Annotated in this window: 15 protein-coding genes; 9 read left to right on the top strand and 6 right to left on the bottom strand. The window is 71.7% G+C overall.

The window, feature by feature from the left end; genetic code table 11:
- Nucleotides 1–143: 143 nt before the first annotated feature.
- Together ACZ7NC_RS14855 and ACZ7NC_RS14860 are read right to left on the bottom strand one after the other, a co-directional pair.
- Nucleotides 144–1,535 (bottom strand): maleylpyruvate isomerase N-terminal domain-containing protein, encoded by a 1,392-nt coding sequence (locus ACZ7NC_RS14855; RefSeq protein WP_471488243.1) that lies wholly within the window; start codon nucleotides 1,533–1,535, stop codon nucleotides 144–146.
- Entirely contained in the window at nucleotides 1,532–2,116 is a 585-nt protein-coding gene (locus tag ACZ7NC_RS14860) for a sigma-70 family RNA polymerase sigma factor (RefSeq protein ID WP_471488245.1), read from the bottom strand. Before ACZ7NC_RS14860 ends, ACZ7NC_RS14855 begins: the two co-directional genes overlap by 4 nt.
- Nucleotides 2,117–2,473: 357 nt before the next feature.
- Between ACZ7NC_RS14860 and ACZ7NC_RS14865 the strand changes: the two genes are divergently transcribed.
- Together ACZ7NC_RS14865 and ACZ7NC_RS14870 are read left to right on the top strand one after the other, a co-directional pair.
- A complete protein-coding gene (locus ACZ7NC_RS14865; protein ID WP_471488247.1) occupies nucleotides 2,474–2,854 on the top strand; it encodes an STAS domain-containing protein in 381 nt (126 codons plus the stop codon).
- Between the two features lie 168 nt (nucleotides 2,855–3,022).
- The gene (locus ACZ7NC_RS14870; protein ID WP_471488248.1) at nucleotides 3,023–3,535 is read left to right on the top strand and encodes an EF-hand domain-containing protein; all 513 of its coding nucleotides are present in this window, start codon (nucleotides 3,023–3,025) and stop codon (nucleotides 3,533–3,535) included.
- Nucleotides 3,536–3,553: 18 nt separating this feature from the next.
- Here the strand turns inward: ACZ7NC_RS14870 and ACZ7NC_RS14875 are convergent, their stop codons facing one another.
- Nucleotides 3,554–5,059, bottom strand: coding sequence for a class I adenylate-forming enzyme family protein (locus ACZ7NC_RS14875; protein ID WP_471488250.1), 1,506 nt, complete (start codon nucleotides 5,057–5,059; stop codon nucleotides 3,554–3,556).
- Nucleotides 5,060–5,183: 124 nt separating this feature from the next.
- Here ACZ7NC_RS14875 and ACZ7NC_RS14880 point away from each other — a divergent pair, with 124 nt between their 5' ends.
- The 3 genes from ACZ7NC_RS14880 (at nucleotide 5,184) to ACZ7NC_RS14890 (ending at nucleotide 8,166) form a co-directional block, all read left to right on the top strand.
- Nucleotides 5,184–6,317, top strand: coding sequence for an acyl-CoA dehydrogenase (locus tag ACZ7NC_RS14880; RefSeq protein WP_471488252.1), 1,134 nt, complete (start codon nucleotides 5,184–5,186; stop codon nucleotides 6,315–6,317).
- A gap of 3 nt (nucleotides 6,318–6,320) precedes the next feature.
- Nucleotides 6,321–7,196, top strand: a complete 876-nt coding sequence (locus ACZ7NC_RS14885; RefSeq protein ID WP_471488254.1) for an acyl-CoA dehydrogenase family protein — start codon at nucleotides 6,321–6,323, stop codon at nucleotides 7,194–7,196.
- 508 nt (nucleotides 7,197–7,704) lie between these two features.
- Nucleotides 7,705–8,166: an ATP-binding protein gene (locus tag ACZ7NC_RS14890; RefSeq protein ID WP_471488303.1), complete on the top strand. Its 462-nt coding sequence runs from the start codon at nucleotides 7,705–7,707 to the stop codon at nucleotides 8,164–8,166.
- A 448-nt stretch (nucleotides 8,167–8,614) separates the two neighbouring features.
- Here the strand turns inward: ACZ7NC_RS14890 and ACZ7NC_RS14895 are convergent, their stop codons facing one another.
- A complete protein-coding gene (locus tag ACZ7NC_RS14895) occupies nucleotides 8,615–9,541 on the bottom strand; it encodes a cyclase family protein (protein ID WP_471488256.1) in 927 nt (308 codons plus the stop codon).
- Between the two features lie 97 nt (nucleotides 9,542–9,638).
- On the opposite strand from ACZ7NC_RS14895, the gene ACZ7NC_RS14900 reads away from it, so the two are divergent.
- The 3 genes from ACZ7NC_RS14900 to ACZ7NC_RS14910 are packed head-to-tail and all read left to right on the top strand — an operon-like array spanning nucleotide 9,639 to nucleotide 12,765.
- Nucleotides 9,639–10,550 (top strand): SDR family oxidoreductase, encoded by a 912-nt coding sequence (locus ACZ7NC_RS14900; RefSeq protein WP_471488258.1) that lies wholly within the window; start codon nucleotides 9,639–9,641, stop codon nucleotides 10,548–10,550.
- A 14-nt stretch (nucleotides 10,551–10,564) separates the two neighbouring features.
- On the top strand, nucleotides 10,565–11,716 hold the full coding sequence (locus ACZ7NC_RS14905; RefSeq protein ID WP_471488260.1) for an acyl-CoA dehydrogenase family protein: 1,152 nt from the start codon (nucleotides 10,565–10,567) through the stop codon (nucleotides 11,714–11,716).
- On the top strand, nucleotides 11,716–12,765 hold the full coding sequence (locus tag ACZ7NC_RS14910) for a Zn-dependent alcohol dehydrogenase (protein WP_471488262.1): 1,050 nt from the start codon (nucleotides 11,716–11,718) through the stop codon (nucleotides 12,763–12,765). The genes ACZ7NC_RS14905 and ACZ7NC_RS14910 overlap by 1 nt, the downstream gene beginning before the upstream one ends.
- Nucleotides 12,766–12,804: 39 nt before the next feature.
- Here the strand turns inward: ACZ7NC_RS14910 and ACZ7NC_RS14915 are convergent, their stop codons facing one another.
- Nucleotides 12,805–13,818 (bottom strand): GlxA family transcriptional regulator, encoded by a 1,014-nt coding sequence (locus ACZ7NC_RS14915; RefSeq protein WP_471488304.1) that lies wholly within the window; start codon nucleotides 13,816–13,818, stop codon nucleotides 12,805–12,807.
- A gap of 131 nt (nucleotides 13,819–13,949) precedes the next feature.
- Between ACZ7NC_RS14915 and ACZ7NC_RS14920 the strand changes: the two genes are divergently transcribed.
- The gene (locus ACZ7NC_RS14920; protein WP_471488264.1) at nucleotides 13,950–15,257 is read left to right on the top strand and encodes an MFS transporter; all 1,308 of its coding nucleotides are present in this window, start codon (nucleotides 13,950–13,952) and stop codon (nucleotides 15,255–15,257) included.
- Between the two features lie 50 nt (nucleotides 15,258–15,307).
- Here the strand turns inward: ACZ7NC_RS14920 and ACZ7NC_RS14925 are convergent, their stop codons facing one another.
- Nucleotides 15,308–15,919 (bottom strand): flavin reductase family protein, encoded by a 612-nt coding sequence (locus ACZ7NC_RS14925; protein WP_471488266.1) that lies wholly within the window; start codon nucleotides 15,917–15,919, stop codon nucleotides 15,308–15,310.
- Nucleotides 15,920–15,980: the final 61 nt, after the last annotated feature.

Below are 15,980 nucleotides of genomic sequence, written 5' to 3' on the forward strand. Positions count from 1 at the left end.
GGCGGCTGCGGGTGGTGGTGGGCTGGTCGCGCAGTTCCCCGCGCCCCTGAAGGTACGTGCACTGGACGGCCTATAGGGGCGCGGGGAACTGCGCGAGCAACCACGAACCACCCGCAGCCGCCGACGAATCAGCAACTGTCCCCTTACATCCGGCTCAAGCTCGCCGCCGCGAACAGCACATCCTTGATCGCCTCCCGATCACCCACCTGCCCCGCCGCGGCCTCCTCCGGCGACACATGTCCGGCCGCCAGCCGGCAGAACTCCGCACCGTCCAGCGCCACATGCGCCACCTCGTGCTCCGCGGAGCCGACGGCCGCCGGGGAATCCAGCGGGATCAGCCACTCACCGCCGCCCGAACCCTCGATCTCCAGGCGCAGGCTACGGCCGGGCTCTCCCGCGGGGACGAGGTGCCGGCGCGGCGGCGGCGCCGCCAGTCCCGATCGGCGGCGAGCCGACAGCACCGTGGGGAGCAGACGGGCCGCCAGGTCGACCATGTGGTGCAGATCGCTGCCGGACGGCGCCTCGTACGGGTAGTCCACCGCCTCCGCGATGTCCTCGGCGTGCACCCAGCACTCGAAGGCGCGGTCCAGCATCGCGTCGCGCAGCGGCAGCTCGAATTCGCCGTAGGGGACGGACAGTCTGCCCGTGCCGCCGCCCGTGAAGGACACCGTGCGGACCAGGTCGTGGGTCTGCTCCCGCCAGGGGGCGCGGACGGCGCGGGTGGGCGGGTAGTGCGAGGCCCGCCAGTACGCCTCCGTGCGCCCGGACGGGGTCGCCCGGTCCGCGGCCACGTCGCCCATCGGGTCCGTGAGGCCCAGCGCGACCGCCACCAGCCCGTCGACCGTCAGCAGATGCGCGATGACCCCGGCGACCGTCGTACGACGGCTCGTCGGCTCGTCCTTGCGGAACCACCGCAGCCGCACGGGCGCGTGCCACTCGGCGTCCCCGAAGTCCTGGAGCAGGGCGTCGAGGCGGGCCGTCTCGGCGTCGTAGGGCGAAGCCCAGGCGGGCACCGGGATGCGCGGCGGGCGCCGTTCCAGGCAGCCCTGGAGGACGCGGGCGCGCAGGGACGGGTCCAGGTCGAGGCTCTCGGCGGGATGCAGCAGCCCGACGGCCTCGCGCAGCCGCCGTGCCTCGTCCGCGCAGGAGCCGCAGTCGCCGAGGTGTTCCTCCACGGCCGCCGTCTCCTCCGGTGAGCAGGCGGCCAGCGCCCATGCGCCGAGGAGGGACTTCAGGACGCGGTGCTCCAGGGCGAGCGGCGCCGGGCGCGGCGCGGGCGGGTCCGGCAGGGGGCGTCCGGTGTCCTCGACGGAGGCGCGCGGCAGGGGTATGCGGGGCGGCTCGTCCGGGCGCTGCTTCGGAGCGGGGTGCCGGTCGTCGCCGTTGCCGTCGTTCATGCCGTCGGCGCCTCGGGCGGTGTCGGAGGGAGCGTGCTCCTCCTCGTTCCCGGAGTGCTCATCACCTTGGGAGGAGCCGTCGTACGGTGTCGGCCCCTCGTGTTCGTCGTACGCCTCGAAACGCCCGGCCTCGTTCACGCCGCACCTCCGTATCCCGGCGGTGCCCCCGGGGAGGCGCCGGCGTCGTGGGCCGTGGCCAGCAACTGGAGGCCCAGGCGCAGGCGGCGGCGGGCCTCGTCCTCGGTGACGCCGAGGTCGGCGGCGGTCTGGCGGTAGTCGCGGCGCTGGAAGTAGGCCAGCTCCAGGGCGGCGCGCAGCGGTACGGGCATGGCCTGGACGATGTAGTCGGCGCGGGCGGCGACCGAGGCGTGCCGCACCTTGCGCTCCAGCTCCTCCGTGGGGCTCTGGCCGGCCTGGGCGAGGGCGGCGGTCTCGGTGGCGCGCAGCCGCTGCACGGCGAGGCGGTGGGTCAGGGTGGCGACCCAGGAGCGCAGCGGGCCCTGCTTGGGGTCGTAGCTGTCCGGGTGTTCCCAGATGTGCGTGAAGACGTCGCGTGTGATGTGGTCGGCGGCCCGCTCGTCGGCCAGCACGGTGTGGGCCAGGCCGTGCACGAGGGAGGCGAACCTGTCGTAGAGCTCGCCGAGGGCGGCCGCCTCGCCGCGCGCGAGCCGCTGCTGCATCTTGCGGTCCCAGCGGGGCGGTGCGTCCTTCTTCGCCATCAGGCCCCCCTCACCGGTCCGTCCCGGTCCAGCGTGCGTCTGCCGTCTCCACGAATGTAGTCGGCACGCCCGACAGCGCACGCCCCTTTGTCGCAATGTGCGCCCCTTGCAGAGCCATGGCTGGTGACGCACCTCGCACTCGTGGTAGAGGGCCCGCGGCGCTTCGGACGGGGCCGCGCAGTCGCTTGGCTACCCGGCCATCGTCCGATCAGACACGATCGAACAGGATCGAATGCGATTGAAACAAGCCTTTTCTGATCGGCGACCGTTTTTTGGCGGGTGTTTCAGGGAACAGCCGCTGGGCAGCCGCGCTGCAAGGAAGCGTAGGAGTCGCTTCCGTTTCAGCGAGCGAGGGGCATGGTGGTGATGTTCAAAGTGACCGGCGGCGAGCGGGGCGACTGGTCCGTGCTCCAGGTGTCGGGCGAGCTGGATCTGGTGACCTCGCCGGGGCTGCGGCAGCACATCCATGACGTGGTGGCCGAGGGGCGGCACAGCCTCGTCCTCGATCTGTCCGATGTGATGTTCTGCGACTCCAGCGGTGTCGGCGTCCTCATAGCCGCCCGCCGGCTGATCCGCTCCTGCCAGGGCAGCCTGCGGCTGATACTCCCGGCGCAGGGCGCGGCGGAGGGCTCGCACGTCAACCGGGTCCTGGGGGCGCTGGGGGTGCGCAGGCTGTTCGACGTCCACCCCGATCTGGCGTCGGCGGTCAAGGACGAGGCCGGTCCGCTGTCGGCGTGAGAGCCGCCGCCCCGGCGCAGGCGTGAAGAGACGCCGCTCTGCCACATCGTTGTCCCAAAATTCCCCCGGTCTTGGCACAACCGCCGCTTTCCCGCGCCCGCACGGCCCCCGGCGTCGTACGCTCCGTGGCAGATGCACCCCAGATGACGTAAGGCGGCCCGATAAGACATGGTCAGCAGCGAGTACGAGCGCAGGATCGCCGCCCGGTTCGCCACCTTCGACCAGGACGGCAACGGCTACATCGACCGGGAGGACTTCAACGCGGCGGCCAAGGCGCTGCTCGCGGAGTTCGGCACCCCCGCCCGCTCCGACAAGGGGCAGGCCCTCTACATCGGCGCCGAGGCGTTCTGGCAGGGCATGGCCGGGATCGCGGACCGTGACGGCGACCAGCGCATCACCCGCGACGAGTTCGTGAACGGCGCCGTCAAGCGGCTGCGTGACAACCCCGACCGGTTCGCCGAGATCGCCCGTCCCTTCCTGCACGCCGCCCTCGCCGTGGCCGACCTCGACGGCGACGGAGCCGCCACCGTCACCGACACCGCGCGGGTGCTCGGCTGCCTCGGTGTGCGGCAGGACATCGCCCAGGCGGCGGCCGCCACACTCGACACGGACGGCGACGGCAAGGTGGCGGAGAGCGAGATCGTGACCGGGTTCGCCCGCTACTTCACCGTCCCCGAATGATCCGCGCGGCCCGGACTCCTACGCTCCCGAAAAGCGCTCCCTGAGCTTGTACTTGAGCACCTTCCGCAGGGTCTCGTTGCGCGGAAGGGCGTCCACCACCTCCAGCTGCTCCGGCAGCTTGTGCGTCGACAGCCCTTCCCCGCGCAGATACGACGTCAGCGCCTCCAGCGTCAGCCGCCGAGCGTCGGCCGGCTGTTCCACGACCGCGCAGACCCGCTCCCCGCGCTCCGGATCCGGCAGCCCGATCACCGCCACGTCCCCGACCGCGGGGTGCCGGTGCAGCAGATCCTCGATCTCCTTCGCCGAGATGTTCTCGCCCTTGCGGATGATCACGTCCTTCAGACGGCCGGTCAGCACCAGATGGCCGCTGTCGGTGAGATGCCCGAGGTCGCCGGTGCGCAGAAAGCCCTCCTCGTCGAAGGCCGCCGCCGTCTGCGCCGGATCCAGATAGCCCCGGCACACCGCCTCCCCGCGCAGCCGTACCTCGCCGTCCACGATCCGTATCTCCATCCCCTCCGGCGGCCGCCCCTCCGTCGTCGCCAGGTTCTCCGCCGTGTCGTCCGGCGCCCCCATCGTGATCATCGGCACCTCGGTCATGCCGTATCCGTGGGTCAGCTGCACCCCCATCTCGCGCACCACCGCGTGATACACCTCCGGCGGCTTCGGCGCCCCGCCGCCCGCCAGCAGCCGCAGCGAGGGGAGCACCTTCCCGCCGCCCGGATACCTGCGCTGCTCGGCCAGGAACATCGAGTAGAACGCCGTCGACCCGCCCGCGATCGTCACGCCGTGCCCGCGGTACCCCGCCAGCGCCTCCGGCAGCGCGAACTGCTCGAACAGCACCGCGGGGAAGCCGTACAGCAGCACCATGACCATGTAGTCCGGGCCGCCTATGTGGGCGTAGGGGAAGGCGATCGAGCCGACGTCGGCGGACGTGGGGCGCAGGGCGTGCCCCAGGCAGGAGCCGCCCGCGATCAGTGAGCGGTCCGTGTGCAGGACGCCCTTGGGGTCGGACGTGGTCCCCGAGGTCCAGTAGATCCAGCGCACGGAGGTGCCCTCGGCCGGCGGCGGGGGCAGCACCGGGGGATCGCCGTCGGGCAGGGTGTCGTACGCCTCGAAGATCCCCTTCGCGCCCAGGCGCCGCGCCATCTCGGTGTGGTCGAAGCCCCGCCACTCGCCCGGCACCGCGAAGAACTCCGCCTTCGACTCCCGCAGCGCGAAGCCGACTTCGCGGTCCCGGTAGAACGGGATGACCGGCGACTGCACGGCGCCGAGGCGGGCCAGCGCGAACGACAGCAGGGCCGTCTCGATACGGGTGGGCAGCTGCCAGGCGACGACCGTGCCGGGGCGTACGCCCATGTCGTACAGCCCGGCCGCGACACGCTCGGCACGCGCGCGTAGCTCGCCGAAGGACAGGGAGCGCCGGTCCTGGAGGAGGACCGGACGGTCGGGGGTGAGGTCGGCGCGGCGGGCGAGCAGGTCCCAGAGGGTGCGGGAGGAACTCAGGGCGTGCGCGGTGTCGTTCACGACATCCCCCTTTTGCTGACGGCGTGTCAGATCGTGCGGAGAGCGTAGGACTCGGCGCCTTGTCGGTCCAGGGGTGCGGGGTTAGCCTGCGAATGAATCTGACGGACCGTCAGGCAGGTGGTGGATGAATCTCACGTACACGCCCGAGGAGGAGGAGTTCCGGGCGCGGCTGCGGGAGTGGCTGGCCGAGGCGCTGCCCGCGCTGCCGCCGAAGCCGTCCCCGGACGACTGGCCGGGCCGTCGGGCCTACGACCTCGGCTGGCAGCGGATGCTCCACGACGCCGGGTACGCCGATGTGGGGTGGGACGCCTCTCCGACCGTACGGCTGATCTTCCTGGAGGAGACCGAGAAGGCGGGCGCCCCCTATGTGGGCGCGAACTTCGTCGGGCTGCTGCACGCGGGGCCGACCATCGCGGCCGAGGGCACCCCCGCACAGCGGGCGCGCTGGCTGCCGCCGATCCTGCGGGGCGAGGAGGTCTGGTGCCAGGGCTTCAGCGAACCGGACGCCGGATCCGACCTCGCGGCACTGCGCACGCGCGCGCGCAGGGACGGCGACGACTATGTGGTGAGCGGATCCAAGATCTGGACCTCCCACGCCGAAGTGGCCGACTGGTGCGAGCTGTTGGTGCGCACCGACCCCGAGGCGCCGAAGCATCGCGGAATCAGCTGGCTCGCCCTGCCCATGGACGCGCCGGGCATCACCGTGCGGCCCCTGAAGACCCTCGCCGGGTCGGCAGAGTTCGCGGAGGTGTTCCTCGACGAGGTGCGGGTGCCGGTCGCCAACCGGGTCGGGGACGAGAACGACGGCTGGCGCGTGACGATGGTGACCCTGTCCTTCGAGCGCGGCACGGCCTTCGTGGGCGAGGTGGTCGCCTGCCGGCGCGTGCTGCGCGAACTCGCCGGTGAGGCGCGTGAGAACGGGCGCTGGGACGATCCGGCGCTGCGGCGGAGGCTGGGGCGGCTGAACGCCGAGTTCCGGGCGCTGTGGCGGCTGACGCAGTGGAACGTGAGCGAGGCCGAGGCCACCGGCGGGGTGCCCGGCGCTGGGGGTTCGGTTTTCAAACTGAGGTACTCGCACGCCCGTCAGGAGCTCTACGACGCGGCGGCCGACGTACTCGGTCCCGCCTCGCTGGATCTCGACCGTCCGTGGATGCTGGACCGGCTGTCGTCCCTGTCGTACACCATCGCCGCCGGCACCTCGCAGATCCAGCGGAACATCGTCGGGGAGCGGATCCTCGGTCTGCCGAAGGAGCGATGACGGATGCGATTCCAACTCACTGAGGACCAAAGGGCATTGCGCGACGGTGTGCGCGAGCTGCTGGGCCGGCGCTTCGGGGCGGAGGCGCTGAGGGCGGCCGTCGACAAGCCCGGTCACCTGGACCGGGCGCTGTGGCGGGAGCTCGGCGCGGCCGGGTTCTTCGCGCTACGGCTGCCCGAGGCGCGGGACGGGGTCGGACTCGGCCTGCCCGAGGCGGTGTTGGCCTTCGAGGAGGCGGGGCGGGCGCTGGTGCCCGGACCGCTGGTGGCCACCCATCTCGCGGCGGGGACGGTGCCCGGAGCGGCGACGGGGGAGACGGTCGTGACGGCCGTCGCCAACGGGCTCGTGGAGTGGCTGGCGCAGGCGGACGTCGTACAGGGGGACGCGGCAGGGGCCGTACCGCTGAGATCGGTCGACCCGCTGACACCCCTGCACCAGGTCCCCACGGCCCTCGCCGTCGACCCCGTGGCCGTCCTGCTCACCGCGTCCGAACAACTGGGCAGCGCCACGCGCGTGTGCGAAATGGCCGCGCAACACGCCCGGACGCGTGAGCAGTTCGGGCGGCCGATCGGGGCCTTCCAGGCGGTGAAGCATCTGTGCGCGGAGATGCTGGTGCGCACGGAGACGGCCCGTGCCGCGGTCTACGCGGCGGCCGTCACGGCCGACCCGGCCGACATCCACACAGCGCGGCTGCTCGCCGACGAGGCCGCCGTGCGCGGTGCGCGCGACTGTCTGCAGGTGCACGGCGGCATGGGATTCACCTGGGAGTTCGAGCTCCATCTGCATCTGAAGCGCGCCTGGGTCCGAACGCACCGTGCCGGTGAGATTACGGACAGTGAGGAGTCTCTGGCCGCTGAACTTCTCGCACACCCGACCTAAAGCGCCCTGGTCTGCGGTCCCGCCGTCTATGCCCGCCCGGATGTCGCGGATTGTGGCATACCGGAATTACGGAGCGTTGATATCGGGTTGTGTCCTACGCGTGACTCGTCACGGCCTGGAGTCGGCGGTTCGCTCCGGTACCTTGTGTGAGATGCGAGTGGTTCCGAGCACGAGCCATGCCGGAGTTGCCTTTGAGGCGGCTCCGGATCCGGCGGTGCGCGCCGCTGCTCGCAAGGCGGGAGGGCGGTCTGTCCCCGCCTGTTCGACTCCCCGCGACAAGCGTCGCACAGTATGCCGCACGGGTACTCCTTCACGCTGGAATATGCCCGAAGCGCTTGTTGGGGTGACTGTACGTCAACCATGCTGTCAGCTAAGGGATTCACGTTCCGTGACCCTGGCTCTGGCCATTGATCTGGCCATGAAAAGAATGGCTAGGATCGTGGCCCTCGTGAGGCGCGGGGCTATGAGTCCGCCGGTTCGGATGGTGTGAGCGGTGCAGGTGCTTCAAGTGCAGCTGGAGATCCGGCCCGACCCCGCTGAAGTGGGGCGAGCCCGGCGATGGGCCCGCTCGCGGCTCGCCGGATCCGGGATAGGTGCCGATGAGCCGCTCGCCGAGACGCTGATCCTGCTCGTCTCCGAACTCGTCACCAACGCCGTGGTGCACACCGGCTGTCCGGCCGTGCTGCGGCTCTCCCTGCCCGGAGCCGCTCAGGACTCCGCCACCGTGCGCCTCGAGGTGGCCGACCGCAGTGGCCGCGCGCCCGTGCCCCGATGTGCCGACGGTGATGCGACGGGCGGCCGCGGACTCGCCCTCGTCGACGGACTCGCGGACCGCTGGGGCTGGTGCACCGAGGGCGCCGGCAAGCGGATCTGGTGCGAACTGGACCGGGGCGCACAGTCGCAGGGTGCCGCTGCCGCCTACGGGAGCGGGTCGTCTGCCTACGAAGGGCTTGCGTACGAGGCGGTGTGACGGGCGCACGGCGCGGTTGGTGCGCCGGGCTTCGGTGCACGGTTGCAGAAAGCGCTGTCCCCTTCAGCTCGGGTGAGCATCGGTGCGCCCGGGCATGCTTCTGTGCGCGGTTCCTATAAATAGGGCGTAAGTAACAAATCCCCGAGTGGGTGTTGACGCCGCGTGGTCGGCTGATCACGCTTGTGGTCAGCGATTCGCCGTGAGGGGACGACGAGGACTTCGGTGACGGGAGCCCTTGCCGAGTGTGGGTCGTGATCGGCGCCGGTCTCTCCCCGGGCCAGGAGAGACCGGGGCGGGTACGCCGGAGTCGGGTGGCGGCGCGCGGTGACGTGCTCGGGGCGGATGGGGCGACGCCCCGTTCGGGCGCGGCCGAGAGCTGGGGGAGCCGCGCCGCCGCCCGGCCTCGACGAGTGCGGCGAGTGCCGCCGCCCGTCGGAGAGTCGGGAGGTCAGAGCACGGCCACGGGTGCGACGGGAGTCCCCGTGCCGCCGACGAACGGCTCGGGCATCGCCGACAGCAGGAACGCATAGCGCCCCTCTTGTCCACAGGCTGTGGACAACTCTTCGAGATTCCAGTTCTGGCCCTGGAGCATCCCCATTTCCACCAGGTCGAGCGCATGCACCGGCAGCCACAAATCCTCTGTCTCGGGCGGAAATATCTCAAACGTGAGGGTGTCGTTCGCCACGGCCGCCACATCGCGCGCGTGGAACCACTCCGGTGTGCGGATCGACAGACCGGGCGAGGGATAGCCGTACCCGTGCTTGTCTCCGGCGAGATAGACCTGGATCTGCCCTGTCCGTACGAGCACGATGTCGCCGGCGCGCACCCGCGTGCCCGCGAGTTCCTCGGCCGCCTCCAGGTCCTCCGGCGTGACCGCGTGGCCGCCGTCCAGCCGAGCGACGCCCCGCGCGCGTGCCACGTCCAGGAGCACCCCGCGCGAGACGATGTGCCGCGCCTTGTCGATACCGCTGAACTCGGCGCCGCCGTGCGGGGTGATGGTGTCGGCGGGACGGCCGTTGTAGAGCCGGCCCGAGTGCGAGACATGGGTGAGCGCGTCCCAGTGGGTGGCCGTCTGAAGGCCCATCGTCACGGCGTCGTCGCTGCACGCGACGGTTCCCGGGCCGAAGAGCTCCTGGTTGATCTGCACCATGACGTGCAGGGGGTTGACCCGCCCGGGGATCATCCCGGTCTGCACGCCGTCCTGCTTCAACGGCAGGGCGAGCGGGACGCGGCGTCCGGTGCGCACACAGCCGGCCGCCTCGCGGACGACCTCGTCGGTGATCAGGTTCAGGGTGCCCCTCTCGTCGTCGGCGCCCCAACGGCCCCAGTTGTTCACGCGCTTGGCGATCTCGTGGAACGCGGCCGGCAATGACATCGGTCCTCCCCGGGGGCTTGTCCCCGCGTATCTGACGGGTCGTAGAATCTGAGTCGAATCTAACGGACCGTCAGAAACTGCGGGAAGGGGCCGGGGCGTGGGGAACTTCTTGGCAGGCAAGGTCGTCGCCGTGACGGGCGCGGGGCGGGGCATCGGACGGGCGGTGGCGTTGGCCGCCGCGGCCGAGGGGGCGCGGGTCGTCGTCAACGACTACGGGGTGTCCGTGGACGGGGTCTCGCCCACCAGCGAGATCGCCGAGGCCGTCGTCAAGGAGATCGAGGCGGCGGGCGGGGAAGCGGTCGCGGTGGCCGACGACGTGTCCACGATGGCGGGCGGACAGCGGATCGTCGACACGGCGCTGTCCTCCTACGGGCGGATCGACGGGGTCGTGTGCGTCGCCGGGATCCTGCGCGAGCGGATGCTGTTCAACATGTCCGAGGAGGAGTGGGACCCGGTGGTCGCCACTCATCTGAAGGGGACGTTCACCGTGTTCCGGGCCGCGTCGGCGGTGATGCGCAAGCAGCGGGCGGGGACCTTGATCGGGTTCACCAGCGGCAACCACCAGGGGTCGGTCTCGCAGGCCAACTACAGCGCGGCGAAGGGCGGGATCATCTCGCTGGTGCGGAGCGCCGCGCTCGGCCTGAACAAGTACGGGGTGACCGCGAACGCCGTCGCGCCGGTCGCCCGTACCCGGATGTCGGCCAACGTGCCCATGGAGCTGGCGGAGATCGGGGAGCCGGAGGACGTGGCCGCCCTGGTGGTGTATCTGCTGTCGGACGCGGCTCGGGAGCACGGGGTGACGGGGCAGGTGTACACCGTCGCGGGGCCGAAGATCGCGGTGTGGGCTCAGCCGCGGGAGCTGCGCTCCGCCTATGCCGACGGGTCCTGGACGCCTGAGCGGATCGCGGAGGTGCTGCCGGGGTCCGTGGGCGTGGATCCGATGCCGATGCTGGCTCGGGTGGAGGCGATGGAGAGGGCGGCGCGGGACGGTACGCGGCCCAACGCCTGAGAGAGGAGACGTCAGTGGACTTTGGGTTCAGCGCCGCAGATGACGCGTTCCGGGTGGAGGCCAGGGCGTGGCTCTCCGAGCATGTCGACGGTGCTCAGGACCGTCGTACCTGGGAACGGACCCTCGGCAAAGCCGGGTGGATCGGGCTCGAGTGGGGCGAGGCGGGGTTCGGGAACCGCACCGCCACGCTCACCCAACAGGTCGTGTGGGCGGAGGAGTACGCGCGGTCGGGGGCGCCGCCGCGGTCCGGGCACATCGGGGAGAAGCTGTTGGCTCCGACCCTGCTCGCGCATGGGAGTGATGAGCAGAAGGCCCGCTTTCTTCCGCCGATCGCCGTCGGCGAGGAGCTGTGGTGCCAGGGGTACAGCGAGCCCGGGGCGGGGTCGGACCTCGCGGGGGTGCGTGCGAGGGCCGAGCGGGCCTCGCACGGGACGTACCGCGTCACCGGACAGAAGATCTGGACCTCCCTCGCCCATGAGGCGGACTGGTGCTTCGTGCTGGCCCGTACCGAGCCGCAGTCCCGGCGTCATCACGGCCTGAGCTTTCTGCTCGTCCCGATGGACCAGCCGGGCCGTATCGAGGTCCGGCCGATCCGGCAGATGACCGGCACCAGCGACTTCAACGAGGTCTTCTTCGACGGCGCGCACGCGCGCGTGGAGCATCTCGTCGGGGGTGAGGGCGCGGGCTGGAAGGTCGCGATGAGTCTGCTCGGGTTCGAACGGGGGGTCTCCACGCTCGCCCAGCAGATCGGGTTCGCGGGGGAGTTGGGGCAGGTCGTGCGGGCGGCCGTGCGGTCCGGGGCCGTGGTGGATCCCGTGGTACGGGAGCGGTTGGTGCGGCAGTGGGCCGAGTTGCGGGTGATGCGGTGGAACGCCCTGCGGACGCTGGGAGGTTCGGGGGACGCGGGGGCGCCGAGTGCGGCCAAGCTGCTGTGGGGTGGCTGGCATCAGCGGCTGGGGGAGCTGGCGATGCAGGTGCGGGGTGCCGAGGCGAGCGTGGGGCCGCGGGAGTGGGCGCCCTCTTCGCCGTACGAACTCGACGCCGCGCAGCAGCTGTTCCTGTTTTCCCGCGCCGACACGATCTACGGGGGCTCGGACCAGGTTCAGCGCACGATCATCGCCGAGCGGGTGCTCGGTCTGCCCAGGGAGCCCAAGGGGGTCGTCTGATGCGCGGTGTGATGTACGACGGCAAGCGGGTCGAGGTCGTGGACGATCTGGAGGTGCGGGAACCGGGGCCGGGTGAGGTGCTGGTGGCCATCTCTGCCGCGGGGTTGTGCCACAGCGATCTGTCTGTGGTGGACGGGACCATACCCTTCCCGGTTCCTGTGGTGCTGGGCCATGAGGGGGCCGGGGTCGTGGAAGCGGTCGGTGTGGGCGTCACCCATGTGGAGCCCGGGGACCATGTGGCCCTGTCCACGCTCGCCAACTGTGGTGTGTGCCCCGAATGCGACCGGGGGCGGCCGACCATGTGCCGGTCGGCCATAGGGCGGCCGGGGCGGCCGTTCCGGCGTGGTGAGCAGGCGGTGTTCCAGTTCGCGTCCAACTCCGCCTTCGCGGAGCGGACCGTGGTGAAGGCGGTGCAGGCGGTCCGGATCCCGAAGGACATTCCCCTGCCGTCCGCCGCGCTGATCGGGTGCGGGGTGCTGACGGGTGTGGGCGCCGTGCTGAACCGGGCGCGGGTCGACCGCGGGGACCGGGTGGTCGTGATCGGGGCCGGAGGGATCGGGCTCAATGTCATCCAGGGGGCCCGGATCGCGGGGGCGCTGCGGATCGTGGCGGTGGACGCCAACCCGGCGAAGGAGGCGGTGGCGCGGCAGTTCGGTGCGACGGACTTCCTGACCTCGGTGGAGGAGGTGCGCGAACTGCTGCCGACGGGGGCCGACCACGCCTTCGAGTGCGTGGGGCGTGTCGAGCTGATCCGGGCGGCCGTCGATCTGCTCGACCGCCACGGTCAGGCCGTACTCCTCGGGGTCCCCGCCGCCACGGCCGAGGCGTCCTTCCTGGTCTCCTCGATGTACCTGGACAAGTCGATCCTGGGCTGCCGGTACGGGTCGTCGAGGCCGCAGCGGGACATCGCGCTGTATGCCGAGCTGTATCGGGCCGGACGGTTGCTGCTGGACGAGTTGGTGACGGCGACGTATCCGGTGGAGGACTTCGAGAAGGCGCGGGCTGACGCGGAGGCGGGGCGGGTGGCGCGGGGCGTTCTGACGTTCTGAGGGCGGCGCGACGGGGGTGCCCGGCGGCGGGCTCCCGGGTCAGGACACGCGCACGCTCGCCGTCCGGCGGAACGCGCGCCGGTACGCCGTAGGCGTCACCCCCAGGGCCGCCTGGAGGTGCTGGCGCATCGACTGGGCCGTGCCGAAGCCCGCTTCGCCGGCCACCTGGTCGACCGAGAGGTCGGTGGACTCCAGGAGGTGGCGGGCGCGTTCGACGCGTTGCTGGGTGAGCCACTGGCCGGGGCTGATGCCGACCTCCTCGCGGAAGCGGCGGGTGAAGGTGCGCACCGACATGGCCTCCTGGTCGGCCATGTCCCGCAGCTGGATCGGCTCGTGGAGGCGGCCCAGGGCCCACGCGCGGGCCGATGTCGTGGACGACTGCTGCGGGTCGGGGACCGGGCGATGGATGTACTGGGCCTGGCCGCCGTCCCGGTGCGGCGGTACGACGGTGCGGCGGGCCACCTCGTTGGCGATCGCCGTGCCGTGGTCGCGGCGCACCATGTGCAGGCACAGGTCGATGCCGGCCGCGACCCCGGCCGAGGTCAGCACGTCCCCGTCGTCGATGAACAGCACGTCCGCGTCGACCTCGATCCGCGGGAACAGCCGCTGAAAGCGCTCGGCGTCGGCCCAGTGCGTGGTCGCCGGGCGCCCGTCGAGCCGGCCGGCCGCGGCGAGGACGTAGACACCGGTGCAGATGGAGGCCACGCGGGTGCCGGGGCGGATGTGGGCGAGCGCGGCGGCCAGCTCCTCGGTCAGCACGCCCTCCTCGTAGACCGGGCCGAGCTCGTACGACGCCGGGATGATCACGGTGTCGGCGGTGGCCAGGGTCCGCGGGCCGTGCTCGACCTGGATGGCGAAGTCGGCGTCGGTCTGGACGGGGCCCGGCGGCCGCACCGAGCAGGTGACGACCTCGTACAGATGCCGCCCCAGCGCGTCCTTGGGGCGGCCGAAGATCCGGTGCGGGATGCCGAGCTCGAAGGGGAGGAGGCCGTCGAGGGCGAGGACGACCACGCGGTGCGGTCGGAACCCGGGCTCGGGCTCGGGCATCGGCATGGGCTCGGATTCATGGCGCTCCGGCTCACTGGACATAGGGCGCTCCGGTTCATCGCTCATGGCCCGATCCTAGCGAATGCTGTCTTCCGGGCCAGTGGATCTGTGGCACCGGAGGCCCGAAGCTCGTTGTCGTGACGCAGACAACCGAAGCCGCCGCCGTCGACCAGTCCTCGCCGGGGCCACGCCGTACTCGTATCCACCGTGCCTGGTTCGTCGCCGCCGTCGCCTTCGTGACGATCCTCGGCGCGGCCGCCTTCCGCTCCCTGCCGGGGCTGCTCATCGACCCGCTGCACCAGAAGTTCGGCTGGTCGCGCGGCACGATCGCGGCCGCCGTATCCATCAACCTCGCGCTGTACGGTCTGACCGCCCCCTTCGCCGCCGCCCTGATGGACCGCTTCGGCATCCGGCGGGTCGTCGCGATCGCCCTGATCGTGATCGCGCTCGGCTCGGGTCTGACGGTGTGGATGACGGCTGCCTGGCAGCTGCTGCTGTGCTGGGGCCTGTTGGTGGGCCTCGGCACGGGTTCGATGGCGCTGGCCTTCGCGGCGACGGTCACCAACCGCTGGTTCACCGAGCGGCGCGGTCTGGTCACCGGCATCCTCACCGCCGCCTCGGCCTCCGGCCAGTTGATCTTCCTGCCCGTGCTGTCCCTGATGGTCGAGGCCGGCCACTGGCGCCCGGCCGCCGTCACGGTCGCCCTCGCCGCCCTCGCGGTCGTCCCCTTCGTCTGGCTGCTGCTGCGCGACCACCCGGCCGACGTGAACCAGAAGCCGTACGGCGCGAAGGAGTTCGTGCCCAAGCCGCCCCCCGCCCGGGGCGCCGCCCGCCGGGCCGTGACGGTGCTCTTCTCGGCGGCCCGCACCGGTCCCTTCTGGCTGCTGGCCGGCACCTTCGCGATCTGCGGGGCCTCCACCAACGGCCTCATCCAGACCCACTTCGTGCCCGCCGCCCACGACCACGGCATGGCCGTCCCGGCCGCCGCCTCGCTGCTCGCGGTCATCGGCGTCTTCGACGTCGTCGGCACGATCGCGTCCGGCTGGCTCACCGACCGCTTCGAGCCGCGCCGCCTCCTCGCTGTCTACTACGCCCTGCGCGGCATCTCGCTCCTCTTCCTGCCGATGCTGCTGGCCCCTTCGGTCCACCCGCCGATGATCTTCTTCATCGTCTTCTACGGCCTCGACTGGGTCGCCACCGTCCCGCCCACCGTCGCCCTGTGCCGTGAGCAGTACGGCGACGACAGCGCGATCGTCTTCGGCTGGGTCCTCGCCTCCCACCAGGTGGGCGCGGCGCTGGTGGCCTTCCTCGGCGGAGTCGCGCGGGACGTCTTCGGGACGTACGACATGGTCTGGTACGCCTCCGGGGCGCTGTGCGCGGCCGCGGCGCTGATGGCGCTGGTGATCCGGCGGCGGACCGCGCCGGTGACGGCGATGGCGGCCTGAACCCCTACTGCTGGGTGGGCGGCCCTGACGGCCCCGTGGCGGCCGTGGCCCTACAGGAACCGCCCCTTGTGGAACAGCAGCGGCGCCGCGTCCCCGTCGGCCGCCCCCAGCGCGTCCACGCGTCCTACGACGATGAGGTGGTCGCCCCCCGTGTGCACGGCGTGGATCGTGCAGTCGATCCACGCGAGCGTGCCGGCGAGGCGCGGGGAGCCCGACACGGGTGCCCTGTCGTACGTCACCCCCGCGAACTTGTCCGCGCCGCTCACCGCGAAACCGCGGCACAGCTCGCCCTGGCCGGCGCTCAGGACGTTCACACAGAAGACGCCCGCGCGGGCGATGCGCGGCCATGTCGTCGATGTGCGGCCGACCATGAAGGCGACCAGGGGCGGGTCGAGGGAGAGGGAGGAGAAGGACTGGCAGGCGAAGCCGGCGGGGGAGGGGGTGGAGGGGGTGGAGGGGGCGTCGGGGGTTGCCGGTGCCGTGACAACGACCACGCCCGTGGCGAAGTTCCCCAGCACCCGCCGGAATTCGGCCGGCGGGATCGGCGCCCGCTCGTCCTCGCCGACACACCGCAGTCGTGGGCGCGGGAGGGCTGCTACGGGCGGCGCGTCGGCCGACCTGAGGTAGCGGACGGCGGCGGCCGCCATTCCTGCGTGTCCCATCACGAAAACCATTGAAACTGACGCATCGTCAGAAGTGAAGACCCGGGACGGCCGATACCGG

It is taken from the genome of Streptomyces sp. NPDC111802 (assembly GCF_055634335.1).

Bases quoted from the DNA above. Each gene is read 5' to 3' on its own strand.
- ACZ7NC_RS14910 (WP_471488262.1), top strand. From the start codon at position 11,716: ATGCGCGGTGTGATGTACGACGGCAAGCGGGTCGAGGTCGTGGACGAT.
- ACZ7NC_RS14880 (WP_471488252.1), top strand. From the start codon at position 5,184: ATGAATCTCACGTACACGCCCGAGGAGGAGGAGTTCCGGGCGCGGCTG.
- ACZ7NC_RS14885 (WP_471488254.1), top strand. From the start codon at position 6,321: ATGCGATTCCAACTCACTGAGGACCAAAGGGCATTGCGCGACGGTGTG.
- ACZ7NC_RS14915 (WP_471488304.1), bottom strand. From the start codon at position 13,818: ATGCCGATGCCCGAGCCCGAGCCCGGGTTCCGACCGCACCGCGTGGTC.
- ACZ7NC_RS14895 (WP_471488256.1), bottom strand. From the start codon at position 9,541: ATGTCATTGCCGGCCGCGTTCCACGAGATCGCCAAGCGCGTGAACAAC.
- ACZ7NC_RS14865 (WP_471488247.1), top strand. From the start codon at position 2,474: ATGGTGGTGATGTTCAAAGTGACCGGCGGCGAGCGGGGCGACTGGTCC.
- ACZ7NC_RS14870 (WP_471488248.1), top strand. From the start codon at position 3,023: ATGGTCAGCAGCGAGTACGAGCGCAGGATCGCCGCCCGGTTCGCCACC.
- ACZ7NC_RS14860 (WP_471488245.1), bottom strand. From the start codon at position 2,116: ATGGCGAAGAAGGACGCACCGCCCCGCTGGGACCGCAAGATGCAGCAG.
- ACZ7NC_RS14925 (WP_471488266.1), bottom strand. From the start codon at position 15,919: ATGGGACACGCAGGAATGGCGGCCGCCGCCGTCCGCTACCTCAGGTCG.